Source organism: Streptomyces sp. NPDC005485 (assembly GCF_040606085.1).
In the GTDB taxonomy this organism is placed as follows: domain Bacteria; phylum Actinomycetota; class Actinomycetes; order Streptomycetales; family Streptomycetaceae; genus Streptomyces.
Genome location: NZ_JBEXDZ010000017.1, coordinates 62387 through 81386 on the forward strand (window position 1 = coordinate 62387; position 19000 = coordinate 81386).

The window sequence follows — 19000 nt, forward strand, 5'->3', positions numbered from 1 at the left end:
CCCTCTCCGGTGCGCTTAGCATCGGCCTCGTGTGTGCACATGTGCTGGTCGCTGAGGACGATGAGATGCAGGCGGAGCTGATACGCCGCTCGCTGTTGCAGGAGGGCCACAGCACGACCGTGGTCCACGACGGTGCGGCCGCGCTCGACGCCGTCCGGCGGCACAGGCCGGACCTTGTCGTGCTGGACCTGATGCTCCCGGTCATCGACGGCCTCGGCGTGTGCCGGGTGCTGCGGCGCGACGAGGACATCCCCGTCCTGATGCTCACCGCCCGCTCCGCCGAGGAGGACATCCTGCTCGGCCTGGAACTCGGCGCGGACGACTACATGACGAAGCCCTACAGTCCGCGCGAACTGATGGCCCGCATCCGCACCGTCCTGAGGCGCAGCGGGCGCAACGCTCTTGATCCCGAACGCTGCGAAGGGCGGACCGTCCGGGCCGCCGGGATCAGCGTGGACCCCGCACGCCATGAGGTGCTGTGCGACGGGAGGCCCGTGGAATGCACCCCGGGCGAGTACGAGATCCTGCTGGCCATGGCCGGCGAGCCCGAGCGGGTGTTCTCCCGGCGGCAGTTGCTCCAGTGCACCCGCGGCATCGACCGGGCCTCCACCGAGCGGGCCATCGACGTGCACATCATGAACCTGCGCAAGAAGATCGAGGCGGATCCGCGCAGCCCCGTGCGGCTGCTCACCGTGTTCGGCGTGGGGTACAAGCTCAGCGGCGACCGATGAGGTCCGGCATCCCGCTCCGCAAGAGTCTTCTGGTACGGCTGCTCATCACCTCGGTGCTGATCGCGATGTGCTCCGTGGCGGCCACTGCCTGGCTGGCGGTGGAGACGACGACCCGCGCCCTCCAGGAGGAACAGGGGCAGGTTCTCGCCGACGACACGGAAATCCTCCGGGAGCTCAGCGCCTACGCGGCGACCCATCGGGACTGGCGCGGCGCCGGGCACACGGTACGCACGCTGTCGGAAAGGACGGGACGCCGCATTGCTCTGACAACGCCGGAGCGGACGCCGATCGCCGACTCGGCGACCGTGCGGACGTCCCTGCCGCCCCGGGCCGCCGCCACCGTCGACCCGCTGCGCACCGACACCTACTCGGAACGGGGCGCGCAGCTCAGCGGGATCGACCCCCGCGCAGTGGGGCCGTACCGGCTGACGGACAAGGAGCGCGCACGCCTCGGCAAGTTGGCGCTGATCCGGCAGCAGTGCTTCCGGCGCAACGGGTTCGAGACGACGATCGTGCGGACCCCCAGCGGCCGCCCCGTCCTCACCGGAGAGGACGGTGGCAACACGGATGACTATGTGCCGACCGAGTGCGCCGACGGGAAACTCAACACGCCCACCCCCACGGAGACGAAGGCCCTGGCCGAACTGACAGGGCTCGTCCGGACCTGCCTGACGCACAGTCGGCTGCCCCTTACCGACCCTCTGGCCGTCACACTGGACTTCACGTATCCGGCCGTGCGGCCGCGGTACAGCGCAGGGAGGCATCCGGCCCCGACGACGGCCGCCACGGACCGGGCGGTGAAGGAGTGCATCGACAGCGCCCGCCGTCATCAGCTCGACGCGTACGTCGCCCCGACGGCCGAACTCTTCCTCGGCAGCGGGAGCAGCGCCCCGCCCCACTTCGACATGTCACCGGCCAACAAGGCGAAGGTCGTCGGAGTCGCCGCGCTCGTCCTCGCCCTCACGGTCGCTGTGACCGCACTGGTCGCCACCCGGCTCGTACGACCGCTGCGCGCCCTCACCCACGCGGCGCAGCAACCGCCCGAACAGCATGTACGTGTGCCCGTCACCACCCGGGACGAGACCGGCATCCTGGCCGAGGCGTTCAACGACCTGACCGAACGCCGCGAACGCCTGGAGGCGCAGCGCAAAGCGATGGTCAGCGACATCGCCCACGAACTGCGCACCCCACTCACCAACATCCGCGGCTGGCTGGAGGTGACCCGGGACGGTGTCGTCGCCCCGGACCCCGAACTGCTCGCCTCGCTGCACGAGGAGGCGCTCGTGCTCCAGCGCGTCATCGACGACCTCCAGGACCTCGCCGCCGCCGACGCGGGCACGCTGCGCCTGCACCGCGAACCGGTCCGCGCCGACGAACTCCTCGAACAGGTCGCCGCGGCCCACCGGGTGCGCGCGGACGGGGCCGGCATCCGCCTGCGCACGAAGGCCGGCGGCGCCCCGTGGCTCGACGCGGACCCGGTCCGGATGCGGCAGGCGCTGGGCAACCTCGTCTCCAACGCGATACGGCACACTCCGGCCGACGGCACGATCACGCTCTCCACCCGTACGGACGGCGACCACGTCGTCCTTGAGGTCGCCGACACCGGCAGCGGCATCGCCCCGGAGGACCTGGCCAGTGTCTTCGAGAGGTTCTGGCGGGCCGAGAAGTCCCGCAGCCGGCGTACCGGTGGCAGCGGGCTCGGCCTGTCCATCGTCCGCCAGCTCGCCGCCGCCCACGACGGTACGGTCACGGCCACCAGCGAGCCGGGCGTCGGCTCCGTCTTCACGCTGCGGCTCCCTGTCCTGCGGCCGGGTGGGGGTTCCCCGACCGGCGTCGCATCGCCCGCCGACGTACAGGGTGATCCGTCAGCCGTGTGAGACGTTCAGCCCGTAGAAGGCGACCCGCGCACCCTTCGTGGTGCTGTCGGATGACGACTGGTTGTAGGAACCGGCCTTGAAGTACTGCTTGTACGGGAAGAACGACGACGGAATCGGGTAGTGCGTGGTGCTGCCGTTGACGGTCAGGTCGATGGTTCGGCCGCCGGAGACCGCGATGGTGTAGTTCCATGTCTTGCCGACCGACACATGTCCCACGGTGTGCAGGGTCTGGCCGCCCGCCGGTGAGTTCTCGGTGCCGATGACGATGTCGCCGCTGGAGCGGTAGTACAGCTCGAGCAGCGGTTTGGTGGACGAGCCGCCGGAGCCCAGGTGGATCTGTCCGACGCAGACGTTGGAGGTGACCGACACCACGCGAAGCGTGGCGCTCATCCGGTGGCTGCCGCCCAGCGGCCAGTCGGCCGCGCTGCCGTTGCGGTTCATCTCGCGCAGCTCGGAGCGGGCGTAGTGGGAGTTGGGGGTGGTGACGCCCTTCTCGGGCGCCCAGAACGTCATCGCACCGTCTCGGGTGTCGGTGTAGAAGTACGCGTCCTGGTAGCCGTTGGCTCCTTGCAGGCGGGCGGAGGAGATGGTGGTCGGCGAGCCGGGGGAGCCCACGGGTTCCTGCAACTGCCAGACCGAGAGGTCGAAGTTGCCACCGGGCGCGACGTTCGGGTCGGCCGCGCCTGCGCTGGAGGTGCCCAGCAGGGTCACCGCGGAGACGATGCCCGCGACGGTGGCCGCTGCCAGTGCCCTGGAACGAGTCATGTCGACGTCCTTCGGGGTGTGGGGGAAAGGGGTTCATGCTGGATGTTCACATGGATGAACATTGGGCGCCTCTGTGAACCCGACGTCTGTGCGGTGACGGTAAAGGTCTGAACCAACGGCGTCAAGAGGGTGAGCGCGAGCGGGAGTTGAGGCTCGATGCCGCTCCATCCGGAGAAGCGATCGGAGAGGCGATCGGAGAGGCGATCGGAGAGGCGATCGAGGTGGTGACCGGGTTCATGTGGCCAAAGCCACTGATTTTCAGTGGTTTCGGCCATTTCTCCGCAGAGGGTCACGAGCTAGCGTTTCCGTTCCCGCCCCCACTTGTTCGGACGGCCCCGTGCTCGCAGATCTCTCCTCGCTCATAGCGGCGACCGCCCAGTGGCTGACGCGTTCCTATCCGTCGGACGGCAGCGCGATGGACTCGGCTCTCTCCGAGGTACAGGCCCGGCAGGCCGTGACCGTCGCGGCGTGGCTGCGCTATCCGACGCGGATGGACGCCGCGCTCGTCGGAGTGGCCGGACCCGGCGGCTCGGGCCGACTCGACTGGATCACCGGAGCGGACGGCGGCGTTCACGAAGCCGGGGACGGCGGTGTGGACGCGGCCGCGTGGCGCACCTGGGTGGACGAGGTCGTGGCCAGCTGGGCTGCCTGCTTGCTGACCGATCCGGAACTGGCCGGCACGGCGGTGGCCGCACTCGCGGACTGCGACCACACGGCCGGCGTGCCGATCGAGTTCCGGCGCCTGACCGCGCCCGACCACCGCGCCCGGCGGGCCGCGGCGCTACTGCGCCACCCGGACCTCCTCGCTCCCATAGCCGATCTGCACCACGCCGCACTCCTGGACAGGCTGACGCCGGGCGAGGCGCTCACGGCGTAGCGCAGACGCAACCGGGGCAGCCGCCCGGCCGCTCGCGACACTCAGCTGACCAGCACCTGGGGACTGGCCTCTTTGAGCTTGGCGTTGGCCCACCGCATCTGCCGCAGGGTGTCCGGGTGGCAGTCCTGGACCAGCTTGAGGAGCTCGGCGTCCTTGAGGGCCTGTGCCGCCTGGGCGAGCATCTCCCAGTCGATGGACACCCCTGACGCGTCCGTGTAGATCTTCCGCAGATCGCGCAGCATCAGCAGGTCGCCCGTGCCGTGGCGGCCGATCCGCTCGCCGGCCTTCTCCCGCACGCGTTGGGTGAGAGAGGACTCCTCGGCGGGCTTGGGGTCCAGCTTCACTCCGAAGCGCTCACCTGCCTCGGCCAGCGCGCGCACGTGGCGCTGGGACCAGGTGGCCAGGTCGCGTGCGAGATGGTGGGTCTCGTGGTCTGCCTTGTTGCGCTCGGAGACGTCCAGCAGATGTCGGGCCAGCTCATTCTCGCTTCGGTGCAGCTCCCGAAGAACCGAGTCGATCTTCATGACCTGTCTCCCGAACTCGAGTACGGGCGCGAGCGGTCCTCTTCGTGGACCTCGGCCGGTGTTCCGCCCACCGTCGGCGGCACTCCGGCGGAGCGGGGCGCCGACGCGGTCGTGGTCGGGGCCGGGGCGGGGGCGTCCTGCCGGGCCACCAGGCGGACGCCCGCGGCGGCCGTCTTGAAGAGCGGTTGTTTGGACGCCGGGTCCCAGTCGGTGAGCGTCAGCTCGTTGGCGGCGCGGGGGGCACCGCCGGGTTCGTGTCCGGCGTCCGTGTCCCAGTAGCCGTAGTGGAACGGCAGGAACACCACCCCGTCCCGGATGTCGGTGAGCCGTGCCGCGGCGCGTACCGACCCCCGGGGCGTGGTGACCTCCACCAGATCGCCCTCGGTGACTCCCTCGGCTTCCGCGTCCGCAGCGGACAGCTCCACCCACATCCGCGGTGCGGCGGACTGCAGTTGCGGTGCACGGGCCGTCTTGGTCCGGGTGTGGAAGTGGTACAGCGTGCGGCCGGTGATGAGCAGCAGCGGATAGTCGTCACTGGTCTGCTCGTGCGCGGGAAGATAGGCCGCGGCCCGGATGACGGCCTTCCCGTCGGGATTGAGTGCCCGGTACTCGTCCGGTTCCAGAGGTGCGCCGGTCACCAGGTCGCGGCCGTAGCTCTCGCAGTGGTCCGGGTCGCTCCAGAAGTGTCCGCCGCCGTAGAGCCGTTCCGTGCCGTCGGGATGCTCCTCGTCGCACGGCCACTGGATGCCGCCGCGCTCGCGCAGCCCGGCGTAGGTGATGCCGGTGTAGTCGCAGGGGCGGCCACGGCTGCATTCCTTCCACGCCTCGAAGGCCGACTCAGGGTCGTGCCACTTCACCAGCGGCTTGTCGCTCCTGTCCGAGAGCTGCATCCGCGTGGCGTAGTCGAGGAAGATGTCGAGGTCCGGCCTGGCCTCGCCCGGCGGGTCGACGGCCTTCTCCGACAGGTGGACGGTGCGATCGGCGTTGGTGAAGGAGCCGGTTTTCTCGCCCCAGGTGGCGGCGGGCAGGACCACATCCGCCAAGTGGGCGGTCTCGGTGAGGAACAGGTCCTGCACGACGAGGAAGAGCCTGTCCTGCGAGAGGAGTGAGCGCACGCGGGACAGCTCCGGCAAGGAGACGGCCGGGTTGGTGCCGGTGACCCAGAGCATGCGGATCGACCCGTTCTCCACATAGCGCATCATCTGCATGGCATGGGTGGGCGGGCCGTAGTGGGGGATCTGCAGGGGTTCGACGTTCCACAGCTCGGCCAGGTCGGCTACCTGGGAGTCGTCGGCCCAGTTGCGGAATCCCGGGAGGTCTCCGTCCGCGCCGCATTCGCGGGTGTTCTGGGCGCTCGGCTGACCGTTCATCTGGAGCACTCCGCGGCCGGGCTCGCCGAGCATGCCGCGGATCAGATGCAGGTTGTTGACCTGCACGGCCGCGGCGGTGGCCTGATGGGACTGGTAGAAGCCCTGCAGGACGGTGGAGAGCAGTCGCTCGGCCCCGCCCAGGATGCGGGCCGCCCGCCGGATCTCTTCGGCCGGTACGTCACAGATCTCGGACACCCGCTCCGGCGGGTACTCCTTCACGCGTTGTTCGAGCTCGTCGTAGCCGACCGTGTGGGCGTCGATGTACTCGCGGTCGATGTGGCCGCCTGCGACGACCTCGTGCAGCAGGCCGTTCATCAGGGCCAGGTTGGTGCCCGGCCTCGGAGCCAGGTGGACGGTGGCCTTGCGCGCGACCGGGCTGGGACGGGGGTCCACACAGACGACAGCGGGCGGGGTCGGCCCGGCCAGCCGGTCCAGGACACGGCTCCACAGCACCGGCTGCGTCTCGGCCATGTTGTGTCCGAACAGGGCGATGACGTCGGCATGGTCGATGTCGGTGTACGAGCCGGGTTGCCCGTCGCACGCGAAGGACTCCTTGAGGGCGGCGGCCGCCGTGGCCGTGCACAGCCTCGTGTTGCCGTCCAGATGAGGAGTGCCGAGCCCGCCGCGGGCGATCACGGCGAGCGTGTAGTACTCCTCCAGGAACAGCTGGCCGGTGGTGTAGAAACCGAGCGCCGAGGGCCCTTGCTCGTCCAGCAGCTCCCGGGTGCGGGAGACGATGCGGCGCATGGCCGTGTCCCAGTCCGTCTCCGTGAGCTCGCCGTCGATCCGGACCAACGGTCGGGTGAGGCGGTCGGGTGAGCCGTTGGCCTGCCAGCCGAAGAGGTCCTTCGGATCCAGGCGGCCGTGGTTGACCCGGTCGTCGGCCCGGCCGCGCACCCCGACGATACGGCCGTCCTTCACTGCGATGTCCATCGCGTCACCGTTGGAGTGCAGGATCGATGCCGTGGGCACCCATCGGTCCACCTGCTCGGCGGTGAGACCGTCCGCGAGGTAGGAATCCACCCGGGTGGGCCATGCTTCACCCGGCCCGTACGGCGTGCGGCTGCCCCAGGGGTCCGCGATCCGGTCCATCCGTCCCATCTCAGTGCTCCTCGCGCGCCACGCCGTACGAGTACCGGGCTTCCCCATGACCCTGCTGGGTCGCGACCGCTCTCCCGCTGCCGCGGACACGGACGGTGGCTGGGCGCAAGGGCCCGGCCACCGTGGCCTTCGTGCGGCGTGTCAGTCCTCCTTGCCGCGTCCGCTGAGGGCATCGCGGAGCCGGTCGACGAGTCCGGCTCCCGGAGCCAGCAGTTTGTTGGCCGGAGGCTTGTCCGGGGCGGACGGGTGGGGGCGGGTCGGTGCCGTCTTCTTCGCCTGCCGGACCTTGTCACCCAGGTCGTCGAGCGTTCCCGGGGGAGCGGCGTCACGCAGCATGGGGAAGAGGTTCTCCTCCTCGTCGGCGACGTGCGAGCGGATCTCGGGCATCAGCACACCGATGAGCCGGTCGAACTCGGGGTCGTCCGCCTCGCAGCCCTCCAGGTCCTTCATGATCTGCTCGGCCCTGGAATGATCGTCGATCTCCTTGTCCGCGATCATGTCCCCGTTGGCCAGGTACTGCCGCACAGCCGGGTACAGGTACGCCTCCTCGGCCACCGAGTGGCGAACGAGCTCCATCGTTGCCTGGTCCGCGTAGAGCTTGCGCTTCTTCTCGCCGGGCGGCAGCGCTTCGATCTTGCCGAAGAGCTCCTCGACCTCTCGATGATCGGTCATCAACTCGTTGATGACGTTTCCTCCATGCCCCATGTTCAGCACCTCCAGGCCAGTTGGTCGATTTCCTTGGCGGGTCCGTCGCGGCTTCCGGGTGCCCTCCTCACCGGCGGGTTAACGCGGATCGCGAACTGCTGCCGCCATCTCATGACTGTGCAGGTGGTACACGTTGAACGCCCGGCGGATGACAGGCTGCGCGACGTTGCGGACCGGTACACCCCCGCTGGTCATGCCGTGCTCCGTACCCGAGTGCGCGTGTCCGTGGACAGCCAGGTCCGCACCCGCGGTGTCGACCGCCTCCGCCAGCAGGTAGCTGCCGAGGAACGGATAGATCTCCAGGGGCTCGCCGGCCAGCGTGTCCGGTACGGGGGAGAAGTGTGTGAGGGCGATCCGCGTGCCGCAGCCCTGCGCGGCCAGCTCGTCGAGGGACGTGCGCAGTCCGTCGGCACAGCGGCGTGTGTACCGGATGAACTCCTTCATCAGGGGTTCGCCGAACTCGCTGCCGCTGCGTCCCACGAATCCGCCGCCGAAGCCCTTGGTGCCGGCGACGCCGACCCGTTCGCCGTCCACCTCGACGATCGTGCCCTGCCCTTCGAGGACGCGTACGCCTGCCTCGTCGAGGACGGCGGTGACCTCCTCGGGCTTCTCCTCGTGGTGGTCGTGGTTGCCGAGGACGGCGACGACCGGCACCGGCAGCCCGGCCAGCTCCTGAGCCACGACGCGTGCCTCCTCCGGTGTGCCGTGACGGGTGAGGTCGCCGGCGAGCAGCAGGAGATCGGCGCAGTCGGACAGGGTGTCGAAAGCCGGCCTGAGCAGGCCCTGGCTGTCCAGACCCATGTGAATGTCTCCGACGGCCGCGACGCGGATCATGCCAGCTCCTCCGGATGGTCGGGAGCCGCGGCCTCCGCCACGACGATGTCGAAGTGGACGGACTGCCCGGCCAGTTCCTCGTTCACCGTGCGCATCAGCTCGTCGCGGCAGTGCGCGGTCGGAACGGTGCCGACGACAGACACGGCCGAGCCGCGGGCCTCGACCCGCAGGCCCAGTTCACCGGCTTCCTCCGCGGCAAGCCGCTCTTGCAGATGGGCGATGCGGTATTCGATGTTCTGGGCCGTTCCCGTGCCCGCCGCGGTCGTGGCGGACTCCGGCCGGCCTCCGGCACGGTCGTTCATCGGTGTCCTCCCTGCGGTGTGATGACTTCCAGGCGCTCCAGCAGGTAGAGGAAGGCAGCCGGCATCGGCTCGTCCCCGAAGTCGAGGCGGATCTGTTCCCAGTCGACCTTCTCGCGCAGTTGCCGGGCGATCGGCAGAACGGCGCCGAAGTCACAGTGGTGCTCCGCGAAGGCGGCGAGCAGACTGCGCACCAGGTCGGTCGGTGCGAGCACCGGCATGTGCACCGAGTCCACCGACAGTTGGGTCGCTCTCGCGAGGAGCTCCGTGGTGACGGTCTGATGGGCCAGCTCGAAGAGGAGGTCGATGTCCTGGCCGAAGCACTTGGCCTTCATGAGCCAGTCCTCGGGCGGCGCGTACACCGTCAGACCGGCTTCCTCCAGCGTGGCGGCGACCGCGTCGGCGTCCTCGGGCCTGACACAGAAGTCGGCGTCGTGCTGGAAGTTGCCCGTTCCACCGTGCGCGTAGACGGCCACGCTCCCGGCCAGGGCGAACTCGTGACCGTGCTTCTTGAGAACCGACGCGACCTGTTTGGTCGCCTCCAGGATCGCCTGATTTCGGTCGGGGGGCAGCGCTTCCGCGTTCAGGTCGCTGCTGGGGCGGTCCACGTCCGGTCCGCCCGCCAGACGCAGGCCAGGAACCGCGCCCCGCTCCTCGCGAGCGGCGTCATCCGCGTTCTGCGTCACTGCTGCTCCGTTTCGGGACGGCGGCTGGTGCGCGACGGGCGCATGCCGACTGTCTGCGACTGAGCCTGCTCCAGGGGATATCGGCCCCAGCCCTCTCACCGCTGCCCCTGGGTGACCGGTCCCTGGGCGGTCGCGTCCGTCTCACGTGGCCGGTTCCGGAGGGGGCAGAGGCCCGGGGGCCGGTCCGGGCTTGGGATACGGATCGGGCCGGGGCGTCGGAGGCACGGGATCCGGCTCGGGCGGTGCGGGCCGCCCTGGCGGAACGGGATCGGGCCCCGGGGCGGGTACCGGTCCCGGCAGCGGGCCGGGCTGCGGGTCCGTCGGGCCCGGCGCCGGCGTGGGCTTGGGTGGCGTGGGGTCGTTCGGTGGTGTACTCATCGGCCCCCTTCCATGGTCGGTGCGCTGATGGCAGTACGGGTCTCCACTGCGGCCCGGATGAATCATGCTGCCCGCCCGGACACGCTCGGTAGGCGCCGAAAACGCGCATCGCCGAAGGACTGCTCAACTGAAGATCGTCCAGGAGGTCGTGCCGTTGGCCGCCATCAGCACGAAGAGAACGATCAGGTCCGCGATGCCAAGACCCAGCCCGAGCAGCGCCCTGAAGCGGCGTGGTGTGTCCCGTCGTAGGGCGAGGACGGCCAGCACGATGGCGATGGGGCCGAGCACGAGGTTGAGGACGAGGAGACCGACAAGGCCGAGCACAAAGGAGGCCACGGCCATGCCTTCGGTGTCCTGCCTGCCCGTGGCGCGCGCCGGGGGCGCTGTCATACGCATCGTCTAAGCCCTCCCCGTCCCGCCCCGTCGCCGTCGCTCGCGCACGGCGAAGGTGATGAGCCAGCAGCCGATGAGCACGGCGAGGACCACGGAGACCGGCCCGGGGAGGTACGCGGCCGACCCCAGGACAATGGCCAGCAGAACCAGGGCCACGACAAGGAAGAGCACCGCCTACCTCCTTTCGCCCGGGCGTACGGACATCGGTGAAGTTCGCCTCGGTCGGGTTCGCCTTTGCGTGTGCATGCCGCTACGGGTCTCCAGGCGTGACCACCTCACGCCTGTGCGACGCGTGTTGACGCAAACTGTCTCCACTGCGTGCCGACGATGAGAGAGCGAACGACGGGACCGGGACCGGGCTCGCGCTCGCGAGCGGTGCGGCTTCCCCTCGGGGGTGCCGTACGGCGTGCAGCACACGGTCGCACCCCGTGCCATGCACGCCGTTTCCGCGGCGGATCAGCGTTTCGCTGCGAGTGCCGGCGCTGCGGGCGCGGGCGCCGAGGTGGTCCGGCGGCCAGGGATGGCCAGCGCTGCTGCCGCCCCCGCGAGCGACAGCGCGCCGCTGACCCCGACGGCCGCGCTGAACCCGTCGGTGAAGGCGGCCGGTCCCGAGTAGCTTCCGGCCTTGCTGAACACCAGGGCCAGCACCGCGACCCCGAACACGCCGCCCAGCTGGCGGCCGGTGTTGAACACTCCGGAGGCCTTGCCGATCTGCTCGGGTGCCACGGCGTTGAGCACGGCGGTCTGGACGGCAGGCATCGCCATGCTCACGCCGGTGCCCGCGATGAGCATCGGAGCGATCATCTCCCCATACGGTGCCGACGGTGCGGCGATGAGCGCCAGCCACCCCATCCCCGCCGCCTGCAGACCCAGCCCGAGCGCGGCAAGCGGCCGCGCGCCGACCCGGTTCACCAGCCTCCCCGCCAACGGCGCCACGACCGTCACCGAGGCGGTCCAGGCGAGCAGATGCAGCCCGGCGGCCAGCGGCCCGTCACCGCGTCCCGTCTGAAAGTACTGCGCGGCGAAGAACAGGGACCCGTACAGCGAGGCGTAGAGGAACACGCCGGCGACGTTGCCTGCCGCGAAGCCGGAAAGCCGGAACAGCCCCAGCGGCACCATCGGCCGCTCGGCGACCCGCTGCCAGGCCACGAAAGCGACGGTACAGACCGCACCCGCGAGGAGTGCGGCGACCACCTCGATGCTGCCCCAACCGGCAGCGTGCGAGCGGACCAGCCCCCACACCAGTCCGAACGCCGCACCGGTCACCAGCACCAATCCGCCGCTGTCCACGCCGCCCACGCCGCCTCGGCTCTCCGGAACCCGGCGCAGCACCAGCGGGATCACGGCCAGGCCGATCGGCAGGTTGAGCCAGAAGATCCACTGCCAGGCGAGCCCCTGAGTGACGGCGCCGCCCACCACCGGTCCGGCGACCACCGCGAGCCCGGTCAGCCCGGCGAAGAGCCCCAGCGCCCTCGGTCGGTCCGGCGGCGGATAGGCGGCACTGAGCAGCGCCATGGCCGGCGGCATCACCAGCGCGGCCCCGGCACCCTGCACCGCCCGCGCCGCGATCAGCCAGCCCACGCCCGGCGCGAGTGCGCAGGCCGCCGAGGCCGCCGTGAACAGCGCCAGCCCGGTCGTGAAGACCAGCCGACGCCCGAACCGGTCACCCAGCACGGCCCCGGTCATCAGCAGAACGGCGAAGCTCAGGCTGTAGGCGTTCACCGTCCACTCGAGCTGTTCGATCGACGTATCGAGATCCAGCCGGATCCGGCTCAGAGCCGTCGTCACCACGGTGGCGTCGAGCGCCACCATCACCGAGGCCGCCGAAGCGAGCCCCAGAACCCATTTTCTGTCCATGTGAGTACCGACCGGCGGCCCCGCTCGATTCGTCGGGCCGGTGCCGATGATTTCCGGTGGCCTGGCGGGTCTGTACGAGAAAGGGAGGAACATCGGGTGACCGTGATCGAACAGCAGCAGGACGAGTTCGCCCGCCTGACCGGGCCGTTCCGGCGTGAACTGCTGACCCACTGCTATCGGATGCTGGGTTCGGTGCAGGACGCCGAGGATCTGGTGCAGGAGACCTATCTGCGGGCCTGGCGGTCGTACCAGGACTTCGAGGGCCGTGCCTCGCTGCGCACCTGGCTTTACCGGATCGCCACCAACGCCTGCCTGAACGCGCTGCGGCACGGCAGCCGCCGTGTGCTGCCCGCCGGACTGGGCGCCCCGTCGACCGATCCGGTCGCGCTCGCGCCGAGAGACCCGGAGATCCCCTGGCTGGAGCCGCTCCCCGACGAGCTGGCCGACCCGGCGGCCATCGTGGCCGGGCGCGCCGGTCTGCGGCTGGCTCTCATCGCCGCCTTGCAGCACCTGCCCCCGCAGCAGCGAACCGTGCTCGTTCTGCGGGATGTGCTGGCCTGGTCGGCGGAGGAGGCCGCCGACGTCCTCGGTGTCACACCGGCCGCGGTGCACAGCACGCTGCAGCGCGCCCGGGCCCGGCTGGATCGCCTGGAACCGGCCGTCGACGAGATAGCCGAGCCCAGCGAGCAGGAGCAGCGCGACCTGCTCGATCGTTATGCGGACGCCTTCGAGCGGGCCGACATCGCCACGCTGACCCGACTGCTGACCGAGGACGCGGTGTGGCAGATGCCGCCCAATCCGTCGTGGTTCGCAGGACGCGACAACGTCATCCGGCTGCTCGCGGCCCGACTCGGCAGCAAGCGGACCCGGCTGGTTCCCCTACGCGCCAACGGACAGCCCGGCTTCGCGATGTACGTGGACGGTGAGGCCTTCGCCGTTCAGGTCATCACCTTGCGCGGCCCGGCCGTCGCCGCGGTCACCGCCTTCCACGACGCGGCCCTGGTGCGGAGTTTCGGCCTGCCTTCCCGGATGTGAACGCTCACGGGGAGAGCCGACAGAGGCGGGAGCCGAACGAGTCCCACGCCTACCCTCCGCGGGGGCCACGCATCAGGGGCACCCCGCCCCGTGGCGTCGACGTCACTCCGCCGCGCCCGACATGCGCAGAGCGAGCTGCTGCAGAAGATCGGCTGTGGTGATGTCCGTGCGACCCGAGTCGTGTACCTCGGAGAGTTCGGAGAAGAGGAAGGCGAAAGCGCCCACGAGTGAGATGGTCGCGGGCAAGTAGGCGTCCGCGACCGCCTGTCCAGCTTCCGCTGGGCCGGCGTCGGCAGGCACTTCGACCCGTGGGAAGACCTCCGTGACGAGCGCGCCGAGCTGGTTCTCGCCCGGGTCGACGTCGGCACTCTCGTCCAGGGCGATCCGGCGCGCCATCGCATTGGTCTCGGTGAGAACGGCGATGGCGCGCAGGATGATCTCCGTCTGTTCCATGCCGAGAGCCTAGATGTGCCGCAACCCCTTGTGGGCGGCGGTGTCGTCATTCTTCGGTTCGGCGCCGAAGAGGCAGGGTCTGACACCGGAGCGGCCGGGATGGTAGAAGCGATCATGACCAACTTCCGCAGTTCCTGTTCCTCCTCCCACCGGGCGGGCCCGCGATGACCGCCGGCATCGACACTCCGGACAGCCGTGGCCGCACCGGACTCGACCGGACCGGCCGGGACCTCACCGCGAACCCCCGGGTGAAGGTGCGGGACGTGAAGCTGCTGTCCTGCTACTGGTACGTCGAACGCACCACCACCTTCGACTTCCAGCACGCCGACGGCACCTGGAGCACCCAGGAGCGCGAGACGCACGACCGCGGGAACGGCGCCACGCTCCTGCTGTACGACGCCGAGCACGAAACCGTCCTGCTCACCCGGCAGTTCCGCTATCCCGTGTATGTCAACGGACACCCGGACGGCATGCTGATCGAGACGCCGGGCGGTCTCCTCGACGAAGAGGACGAGCACCCGGAGGTCGCGGTACGACGCGAGGTCGTCGAGGAGACCGGGCACACCATCGGCGCGATCCAGCACGTCTTCGACGTCTATATGAGCCCCGGATCGGTCACCGAGCGGGTGAGCTTCTACGCCGCTTCGTACGGCCCCTCGACCCGCACGCACGAGGGCGGGGGACTGGACGAGGAGGGCGAGGACATCGAACTCGTCGAACTGCCCTTCCGCCGGGCCCTGGAGATGATCCGCACCGGGGAGATCGCCGACGCGAAGACCATCATGCTGCTGCAATGGGCGGCCCTGGAGGGGCCGTTCGCCAAGTAGGGACCATCGGCGTCCGCCCTCCGTCGGGGCTTGACTTGCAGTGCACTCCAAGCCGCAGACTCCGTTCCGGGCTCGCAGAGGACGGGCCCGAACCGGAGGGGACACCATGAAGTACCGCACCATCGGCAGTGATCCGAAGACCCGCCGCGAGGTGAGCGTGCTCGCCCTGGGGGCCATGCTGTTCGGCTCGCGGACGGACGAGGAGACCTCCTTCGCCGTACTGGACCGCTATGTCGAGGCAGGTGGGAACTTCATCGACACCTCCGACAACTACGCGTTCTGGGAGGACGGCGGCCAGGGCGGGCAGAGCGAGGAACTGCTCGGGAGGTGGCGGCGCAGTCGCGGTATCGGCAACGAGGTGGTCATCGCCACCAAGCTCGGCGCCCGCCCGCTCGCCCCCGGCACCAGCTACACCGACAACCCGGAGGGCCTGTCGGCGAAGGTGATCCGCGAGGCGGCCGAACGCAGCCGGGAGCGGCTCGGCGTGGAACGGCTGGATCTGCTGTACGCGCACATCGAGGACCGGACGGTACCGCTGCGGGAAACGGTCGAGGGGTTCGCCGAGTTGGTCGCGGAGGGCACCGTAGGGCTGCTCGGAGCGAGCAACCACGCCGTGTGGCGGGTGGAGCGGGCCCGCGCGCAGGCAGCCGCGGCCGGCCTGCCCGGCTACGAGGTCCTGCAGTACCAGCACAGCCACCTGCGGCCTCGCACCGACATTCCCGACGCTCTCTTCCCGGAGGGCAGCCTCGGCGGAGCGACGGGGGAGCTGCTCAGTTACCTGCGTGCCGAGCCCGCTCTGACCCTGGTCGCCTACTCACCGTTGCTCGGCGGCGCCTACGCCCGCCGGGACAAGCCGCTCCCGCCCGACTACGACCACCCGGGCACCCCGGCCCGGCTCGCCGTGCTGCGGGAGGTGGCCAAGGAGACGGGCGCGAGCGTCAACCAGGTCGTCCTCGCCTGGCAGATCGGCGGCGAGCTGCCGGTGATCCCGCTGGCCGGCGCGTCCTCGGTGGCCCAGCTGGAGGAGAACCTGGCGGCGGTCGAGCTGGAACTGACTCCGGAGCAGCGGGCGCGCCTGGATGCGGCTCACTGAGCCACGCTCCGCTGCACTGAGGCTCGGAAGCGGCCGCTGACACGCGGCGTGACCCGTGCTCAGCGCTGAGCACGGGATTCGATGCGGAGGGTGGTCAGCAGGAGCGCGATGTCGTCGGGGCGTTCGGTGGCCTGACGGGCTTCTTGGGTGAGCAGATTGGCGGCGGTGCTCAGCGAGCGACTGCCCGCCCGCGTGTCGGGGGTACCTGCACGGGCCAGGGTGGCGCGCAGGGCCTCGATACCGTCGTCGATGTCGCTGCCCGGCTGCTCGACGAGCCCGTCCGTGTAGAGGGCCAGGACCGCCTCGGGTTCCAGTCGCAGCTCCGTCACCGGGTACCTGGCCTGCGGATCCACACCGAGCACCACCCCGCCGGGGAGGTCGAGGACTTCCGTACGGCCGTCGGGACGGCGCAGCAGCGGCTGCGGATGACCGGCCCGGGCGACGTGGGCGATCCCGGTGAGCGGGTCCAGGCGGACGTAGCAGCAACTGGCGAACTGGCCCGGATCGAGATCGATGAGCAGCCGGTTGGTGCCGCTCATCACCTCGTCCGGCGTGTGGTCGCCGAGCGCGAACGCCCTTACCGCACTGCGCAGTTGCCCCATGGTCGCCGCCGCCTGGACACCGTGCCCCTGTACGTCGCCGATGACCAGGGCCAGTCCCTTGCCGGCCTCGACGACGTCGTACCAGTCGCCTCCCACGTCGAGGCCCAGCGTGCCGGGCAGGTAACGGCCGGCCGTCTCGACCCGCGGGTGCGCCGACAGCCGGTGGGGGAGCAGGGCCTCCTGGAGGCCGCGGGCGAGTGCGGCTTCGGTGTCGTAGCGCCGGGCTCTCTCCAGGGCCTGGGCGATCAGTCCGGCCAGGGCGGTGAGCACCGTGCGCTCCTCGGTGCTGAAGTCGCGGGCGCGGTCGAAGCCGAGGATGCAGGAGCCGACCGGACGGCCGGAGGCGATCAACGGCAGGAAGGCCCGTGCTCCCTCGGTGGCGTCCAGCGGGATGCCGGGATAGGCGGCCGCGAGCTGGTTCATGGACTCGAAGAAGAGGGGGCGGCCGCTGGTGAGCGTCTCGGCACCGGGCAGCCCGACGTCCAGCCCCACTCCGTCGAACGGCGCGAGGAAGCCCTGCGGGAATCCGGTCTCCCACGCCAGGTACAGGTGCCGGTCCTGGAGCAGGTAGATGGCCAGCCGGCGTCCGCCGAACGCGGGCAGCAGCTCCCGCATCACGACTTCCGACACCTGCCGGGCCGTCATGGCCTCGCTGAGCGCGATCGCGAGGACGATCGGCCGGTACAGCGAGGCGGACGCGGTGACACCGGCCGCCGGATCCTCCTCGCCGGCCGGGCCGGGCCAGGGCGTTCGCGCGTCCAGCGGCGAGGCCTCCGTGGTGTCCGCGACCCGGCCCATCGGGACCACCTTGCAGGTCAGGGTCTCCGGGCCGGGATAGACGGACAGGGTGAGCAGGTCGCCACCGTGCCCCGCCGAGTGCGGGTCGCCGTCCTGGTCCGGGCGTCTGACCTGGAAGTGCACCGGCTCGGGAGAGAACATCGCGCCGCGCAGATGGTCCTCGTACGTGGGCCGGTCCAACCACGGCAGCGCCCCCAGCAGGGGCCGGCCCAGCAGGTCGGCCGCGGGGCGGCCGAGAAGCTCGGCGGCGCGCGGGTTCACGTAGGTGACGAGCCCGCGCCGGTCGAATGCGAACACTCCCTCCGGCAGCAGATCCGCCGCCCGGTCCGCCGCCGGGCCGGGGCCCGGATCGACGACGACACCGCTCACCCGGCGCCTCGCGGACGGCGGTGCGACGGGTGGTGCGTCGGGCGACGCGTCGGCGGTCCACAGCTCCAAGAGCCGCAGGCCCCCGTCGGAGACGCGCACCGGCAGCGGGTGGGGCGGCGGGTGCCCGGCGGCCGCGTCGTGCAACGCGGCCAGCAGCGCAGCGGCGTCGTCGGGGCACACCGCGCCGGCGAGTGCCTCGGGCGTCCCGTCGAAGTCCTCGGGAGCGATGCCCAGCAGGGCCCAGAGTGCCTCGTCGGCGGTCACGGTGGCGGCGACCGGATCCCAGGCGAACCGTCCGATGCGCTCAGGAGGCGAGCCGACTGCCGGTGGCCGTACGCACAGCGGTTCCGCGTCCCACACGACCGGAGGGCCGTTGTCCTCAAGCTTGTCCAGGGCCGCGCCCAGGCCGGCCGCGACCGCCGTCATCCGATCACGGTCGGGCAGGACCTCGGTGGCGTCCGCGACCGGCGGGCACAGCACCGTCAGGACGCCGTACGACCTCGACGCCCCCACGACAGGGACGTACACCGAACCGAACTGGAAGGGCAGTCCGGCCGCGAGCTGCGGGTAGCGGCGCATGGTTTCGGTGGCGTCGGCGAGCAGGACCTCCGTGCCCAGCCGATGGGCGTCGGCGACGGGGAACGGCCGGTCCCGGTGCATGCGCCACCAGGGGCGGAACAGCGGCCCGGGCAGCCCGGCCAGCACCGCCAGCTTCAGCAGGCTGGGGTTGCTCGAGCGCAGGTACACGCCGCCGGCGAAGCCGCGCGCCGCGCGAATGGCGTCCGTCGAGGCGTCGGTGAGCAGCGTGGCCAGGCCTTCCGGCGCCTGCCCCGCACGCTCGGTGCTCCCAGTCATCGGTCTGCCCTCGTCCGCCCGCCGTCAGGGGGGTACCACAGCAAGAATGCGCCCCACAGGCCCCGCCCCGCACCTCGACATCTCGGGGCCGGGACCGCGAAGGGGTTCGGAACGGGTACCGGGACCGCGGCCCCGTACCTGCCCGCCTCACCCACCAGGTGCATGATCGTGACACCCCCGCACGGTTCTCCTGGCGCGGTGGCCGGCCCGGGCTCGATCCGGCCGGCTCCGCACTCAGCGCGAAAGATACCGGTCCCTGGCCTCCGTCAGGAGGGTCGGAAGTCGGGGATCCCGCCACCCGAGCAGCCGGGGCGCGGGCGAGCGCCGGTTGTAGGACGCGTCGAACACGACATGCTGCCAGGTGGCGCGGGCGCTGTTTTTGATGTGCGGCCTGTCATCGATCAGTGCGATGCCGTCGTGACCGCTCTTGTCGTCGACGACGACGGCCTCGTGGGCCACCCGGGCGCCGAAGTGCCGGGTCAGCCACGCGCGTTTCGCCCGATCGGACCAGGGATTGGCGCTCAGCGGCGAGCTGCACACGCGCGGCCGGAACCCGGCCGCGCCGATCCGC

19 protein-coding genes are annotated in these 19000 nt (G+C 70.7%); 6 read left to right on the top strand and 13 right to left on the bottom strand.

What is annotated here, in order from left to right; translation table 11 throughout:
* The first annotated feature begins 29 nt into the window (after positions 1–29).
* Together ABZS97_RS08915 and ABZS97_RS08920 are read left to right on the top strand one after the other, a co-directional pair.
* Positions 30–731: a response regulator transcription factor gene (locus tag ABZS97_RS08915; protein ID WP_356135226.1), complete on the top strand. Its 702-nt coding sequence runs from the start codon at positions 30–32 to the stop codon at positions 729–731.
* Positions 728–2608, top strand: a complete 1881-nt coding sequence (locus ABZS97_RS08920) for a HAMP domain-containing sensor histidine kinase (RefSeq protein ID WP_356135229.1) — start codon at positions 728–730, stop codon at positions 2606–2608. Before ABZS97_RS08915 ends, ABZS97_RS08920 begins: the two co-directional genes overlap by 4 nt.
* Here the strand turns inward: ABZS97_RS08920 and ABZS97_RS08925 are convergent.
* Positions 2597–3373 (bottom strand): polysaccharide lyase family 7 protein, encoded by a 777-nt coding sequence (locus tag ABZS97_RS08925; protein WP_356135231.1) that lies wholly within the window; start codon positions 3371–3373, stop codon positions 2597–2599. The two genes, ABZS97_RS08920 and ABZS97_RS08925, sit on opposite strands and share 12 nt — an antisense overlap.
* A gap of 337 nt (positions 3374–3710) precedes the next feature.
* Here ABZS97_RS08925 and ABZS97_RS08930 point away from each other — a divergent pair, with 337 nt between their 5' ends.
* Positions 3711–4250 (top strand): hypothetical protein, encoded by a 540-nt coding sequence (locus ABZS97_RS08930; protein ID WP_356135233.1) that lies wholly within the window; start codon positions 3711–3713, stop codon positions 4248–4250.
* Positions 4251–4291: 41 nt separating this feature from the next.
* Here ABZS97_RS08930 and ABZS97_RS08935 read toward each other — a convergent pair whose 3' ends face one another.
* The 9 genes from ABZS97_RS08935 to ABZS97_RS08975 all read right to left on the bottom strand — a co-directional run bounded on the left by ABZS97_RS08935 (position 4292) and on the right by ABZS97_RS08975 (position 12568).
* Positions 4292–4774 carry a hypothetical protein gene (locus ABZS97_RS08935; protein ID WP_356135235.1) on the bottom strand — a complete coding sequence of 161 codons (483 nt, stop codon included), beginning with the start codon at positions 4772–4774 and terminating at the stop codon, positions 4292–4294.
* On the bottom strand, positions 4771–7245 hold the full coding sequence (locus ABZS97_RS08940; protein WP_356135237.1) for a nitrate reductase: 2475 nt from the start codon (positions 7243–7245) through the stop codon (positions 4771–4773). Before ABZS97_RS08940 ends, ABZS97_RS08935 begins: the two co-directional genes overlap by 4 nt.
* A 141-nt stretch (positions 7246–7386) precedes the next feature.
* Positions 7387–7950 carry a hemerythrin domain-containing protein gene (locus ABZS97_RS08945; RefSeq protein ID WP_356135239.1) on the bottom strand — a complete coding sequence of 188 codons (564 nt, stop codon included), beginning with the start codon at positions 7948–7950 and terminating at the stop codon, positions 7387–7389.
* Positions 7951–8028: 78 nt separating this feature from the next.
* A complete protein-coding gene (locus ABZS97_RS08950) occupies positions 8029–8784 on the bottom strand; it encodes a metallophosphoesterase (RefSeq protein ID WP_356135241.1) in 756 nt (251 codons plus the stop codon).
* On the bottom strand, positions 8781–9086 hold the full coding sequence (locus tag ABZS97_RS08955; RefSeq protein WP_356135243.1) for a hypothetical protein: 306 nt from the start codon (positions 9084–9086) through the stop codon (positions 8781–8783). The genes ABZS97_RS08950 and ABZS97_RS08955 overlap by 4 nt, the downstream gene beginning before the upstream one ends.
* Positions 9083–9769 (bottom strand): nucleotidyltransferase family protein, encoded by a 687-nt coding sequence (locus tag ABZS97_RS08960; RefSeq protein WP_356135245.1) that lies wholly within the window; start codon positions 9767–9769, stop codon positions 9083–9085. Before ABZS97_RS08960 ends, ABZS97_RS08955 begins: the two co-directional genes overlap by 4 nt.
* Positions 9770–10270: 501 nt before the next feature.
* The gene (locus tag ABZS97_RS08965; RefSeq protein WP_356135247.1) at positions 10271–10543 is read right to left on the bottom strand and encodes a DUF4190 domain-containing protein; all 273 of its coding nucleotides are present in this window, start codon (positions 10541–10543) and stop codon (positions 10271–10273) included.
* 3 nt (positions 10544–10546) lie between these two features.
* On the bottom strand, positions 10547–10711 hold the full coding sequence (locus ABZS97_RS08970; protein ID WP_356135249.1) for a hypothetical protein: 165 nt from the start codon (positions 10709–10711) through the stop codon (positions 10547–10549).
* Between the two features lie 285 nt (positions 10712–10996).
* Positions 10997–12568 carry an MFS transporter gene (locus ABZS97_RS08975; protein ID WP_356135251.1) on the bottom strand — a complete coding sequence of 524 codons (1572 nt, stop codon included), beginning with the start codon at positions 12566–12568 and terminating at the stop codon, positions 10997–10999.
* On the opposite strand from ABZS97_RS08975, the gene ABZS97_RS08980 reads away from it, so the two are divergent.
* Positions 12494–13432, top strand: a complete 939-nt coding sequence (locus ABZS97_RS08980) for a sigma-70 family RNA polymerase sigma factor (protein ID WP_356135253.1) — start codon at positions 12494–12496, stop codon at positions 13430–13432. The genes ABZS97_RS08975 and ABZS97_RS08980 overlap by 75 nt on opposite strands.
* 102 nt (positions 13433–13534) lie before the next feature.
* Here ABZS97_RS08980 and ABZS97_RS08985 read toward each other — a convergent pair whose 3' ends face one another.
* Complete coding sequence (locus tag ABZS97_RS08985; RefSeq protein ID WP_356135255.1) at positions 13535–13885, bottom strand: hypothetical protein; 351 nt, start codon at positions 13883–13885, stop codon at positions 13535–13537.
* Between the two features lie 164 nt (positions 13886–14049).
* Here ABZS97_RS08985 and ABZS97_RS08990 point away from each other — a divergent pair, with 164 nt between their 5' ends.
* The gene (locus tag ABZS97_RS08990; RefSeq protein ID WP_356135257.1) at positions 14050–14712 is read left to right on the top strand and encodes an NUDIX domain-containing protein; all 663 of its coding nucleotides are present in this window, start codon (positions 14050–14052) and stop codon (positions 14710–14712) included.
* Positions 14713–14818: 106 nt separating this feature from the next.
* Positions 14819–15805 carry an aldo/keto reductase gene (locus ABZS97_RS08995; protein WP_356135259.1) on the top strand — a complete coding sequence of 329 codons (987 nt, stop codon included), beginning with the start codon at positions 14819–14821 and terminating at the stop codon, positions 15803–15805.
* Positions 15806–15864: 59 nt separating this feature from the next.
* Here the strand turns inward: ABZS97_RS08995 and ABZS97_RS09000 are convergent, their stop codons facing one another.
* Together ABZS97_RS09000 and ABZS97_RS09005 are read right to left on the bottom strand one after the other, a co-directional pair.
* Complete coding sequence (locus ABZS97_RS09000; protein WP_356135261.1) at positions 15865–18429, bottom strand: SpoIIE family protein phosphatase; 2565 nt, start codon at positions 18427–18429, stop codon at positions 15865–15867.
* A gap of 234 nt (positions 18430–18663) precedes the next feature.
* Positions 18664–19000 (bottom strand): hypothetical protein (locus ABZS97_RS09005; RefSeq protein WP_356135263.1); only part of this gene is annotated, 337 nt, incomplete at its 5' end.

What these genes read in the sequence shown, in the direction of transcription:
- ABZS97_RS09000 (WP_356135261.1), bottom strand. Translation starts at nt 18,429, where the DNA reads ATGACTGGGAGCACCGAGCGTGCGGGGCAGGCGCCGGAAGGCCTGGCC.
- ABZS97_RS08925 (WP_356135231.1), bottom strand. Translation starts at nt 3,373, where the DNA reads ATGACTCGTTCCAGGGCACTGGCAGCGGCCACCGTCGCGGGCATCGTC.
- ABZS97_RS08940 (WP_356135237.1), bottom strand. Translation starts at nt 7,245, where the DNA reads ATGGGACGGATGGACCGGATCGCGGACCCCTGGGGCAGCCGCACGCCG.
- ABZS97_RS08955 (WP_356135243.1), bottom strand. Translation starts at nt 9,086, where the DNA reads ATGAACGACCGTGCCGGAGGCCGGCCGGAGTCCGCCACGACCGCGGCG.
- ABZS97_RS08935 (WP_356135235.1), bottom strand. Translation starts at nt 4,774, where the DNA reads ATGAAGATCGACTCGGTTCTTCGGGAGCTGCACCGAAGCGAGAATGAG.
- ABZS97_RS08965 (WP_356135247.1), bottom strand. Translation starts at nt 10,543, where the DNA reads ATGCGTATGACAGCGCCCCCGGCGCGCGCCACGGGCAGGCAGGACACC.
- ABZS97_RS08950 (WP_356135241.1), bottom strand. Translation starts at nt 8,784, where the DNA reads ATGATCCGCGTCGCGGCCGTCGGAGACATTCACATGGGTCTGGACAGC.
- ABZS97_RS08985 (WP_356135255.1), bottom strand. Translation starts at nt 13,885, where the DNA reads ATGGAACAGACGGAGATCATCCTGCGCGCCATCGCCGTTCTCACCGAG.
- ABZS97_RS08920 (WP_356135229.1), top strand. Translation starts at nt 728, where the DNA reads ATGAGGTCCGGCATCCCGCTCCGCAAGAGTCTTCTGGTACGGCTGCTC.
- ABZS97_RS08945 (WP_356135239.1), bottom strand. Translation starts at nt 7,950, where the DNA reads ATGGGGCATGGAGGAAACGTCATCAACGAGTTGATGACCGATCATCGA.
- ABZS97_RS08995 (WP_356135259.1), top strand. Translation starts at nt 14,819, where the DNA reads ATGAAGTACCGCACCATCGGCAGTGATCCGAAGACCCGCCGCGAGGTG.
- ABZS97_RS08990 (WP_356135257.1), top strand. Translation starts at nt 14,050, where the DNA reads ATGACCGCCGGCATCGACACTCCGGACAGCCGTGGCCGCACCGGACTC.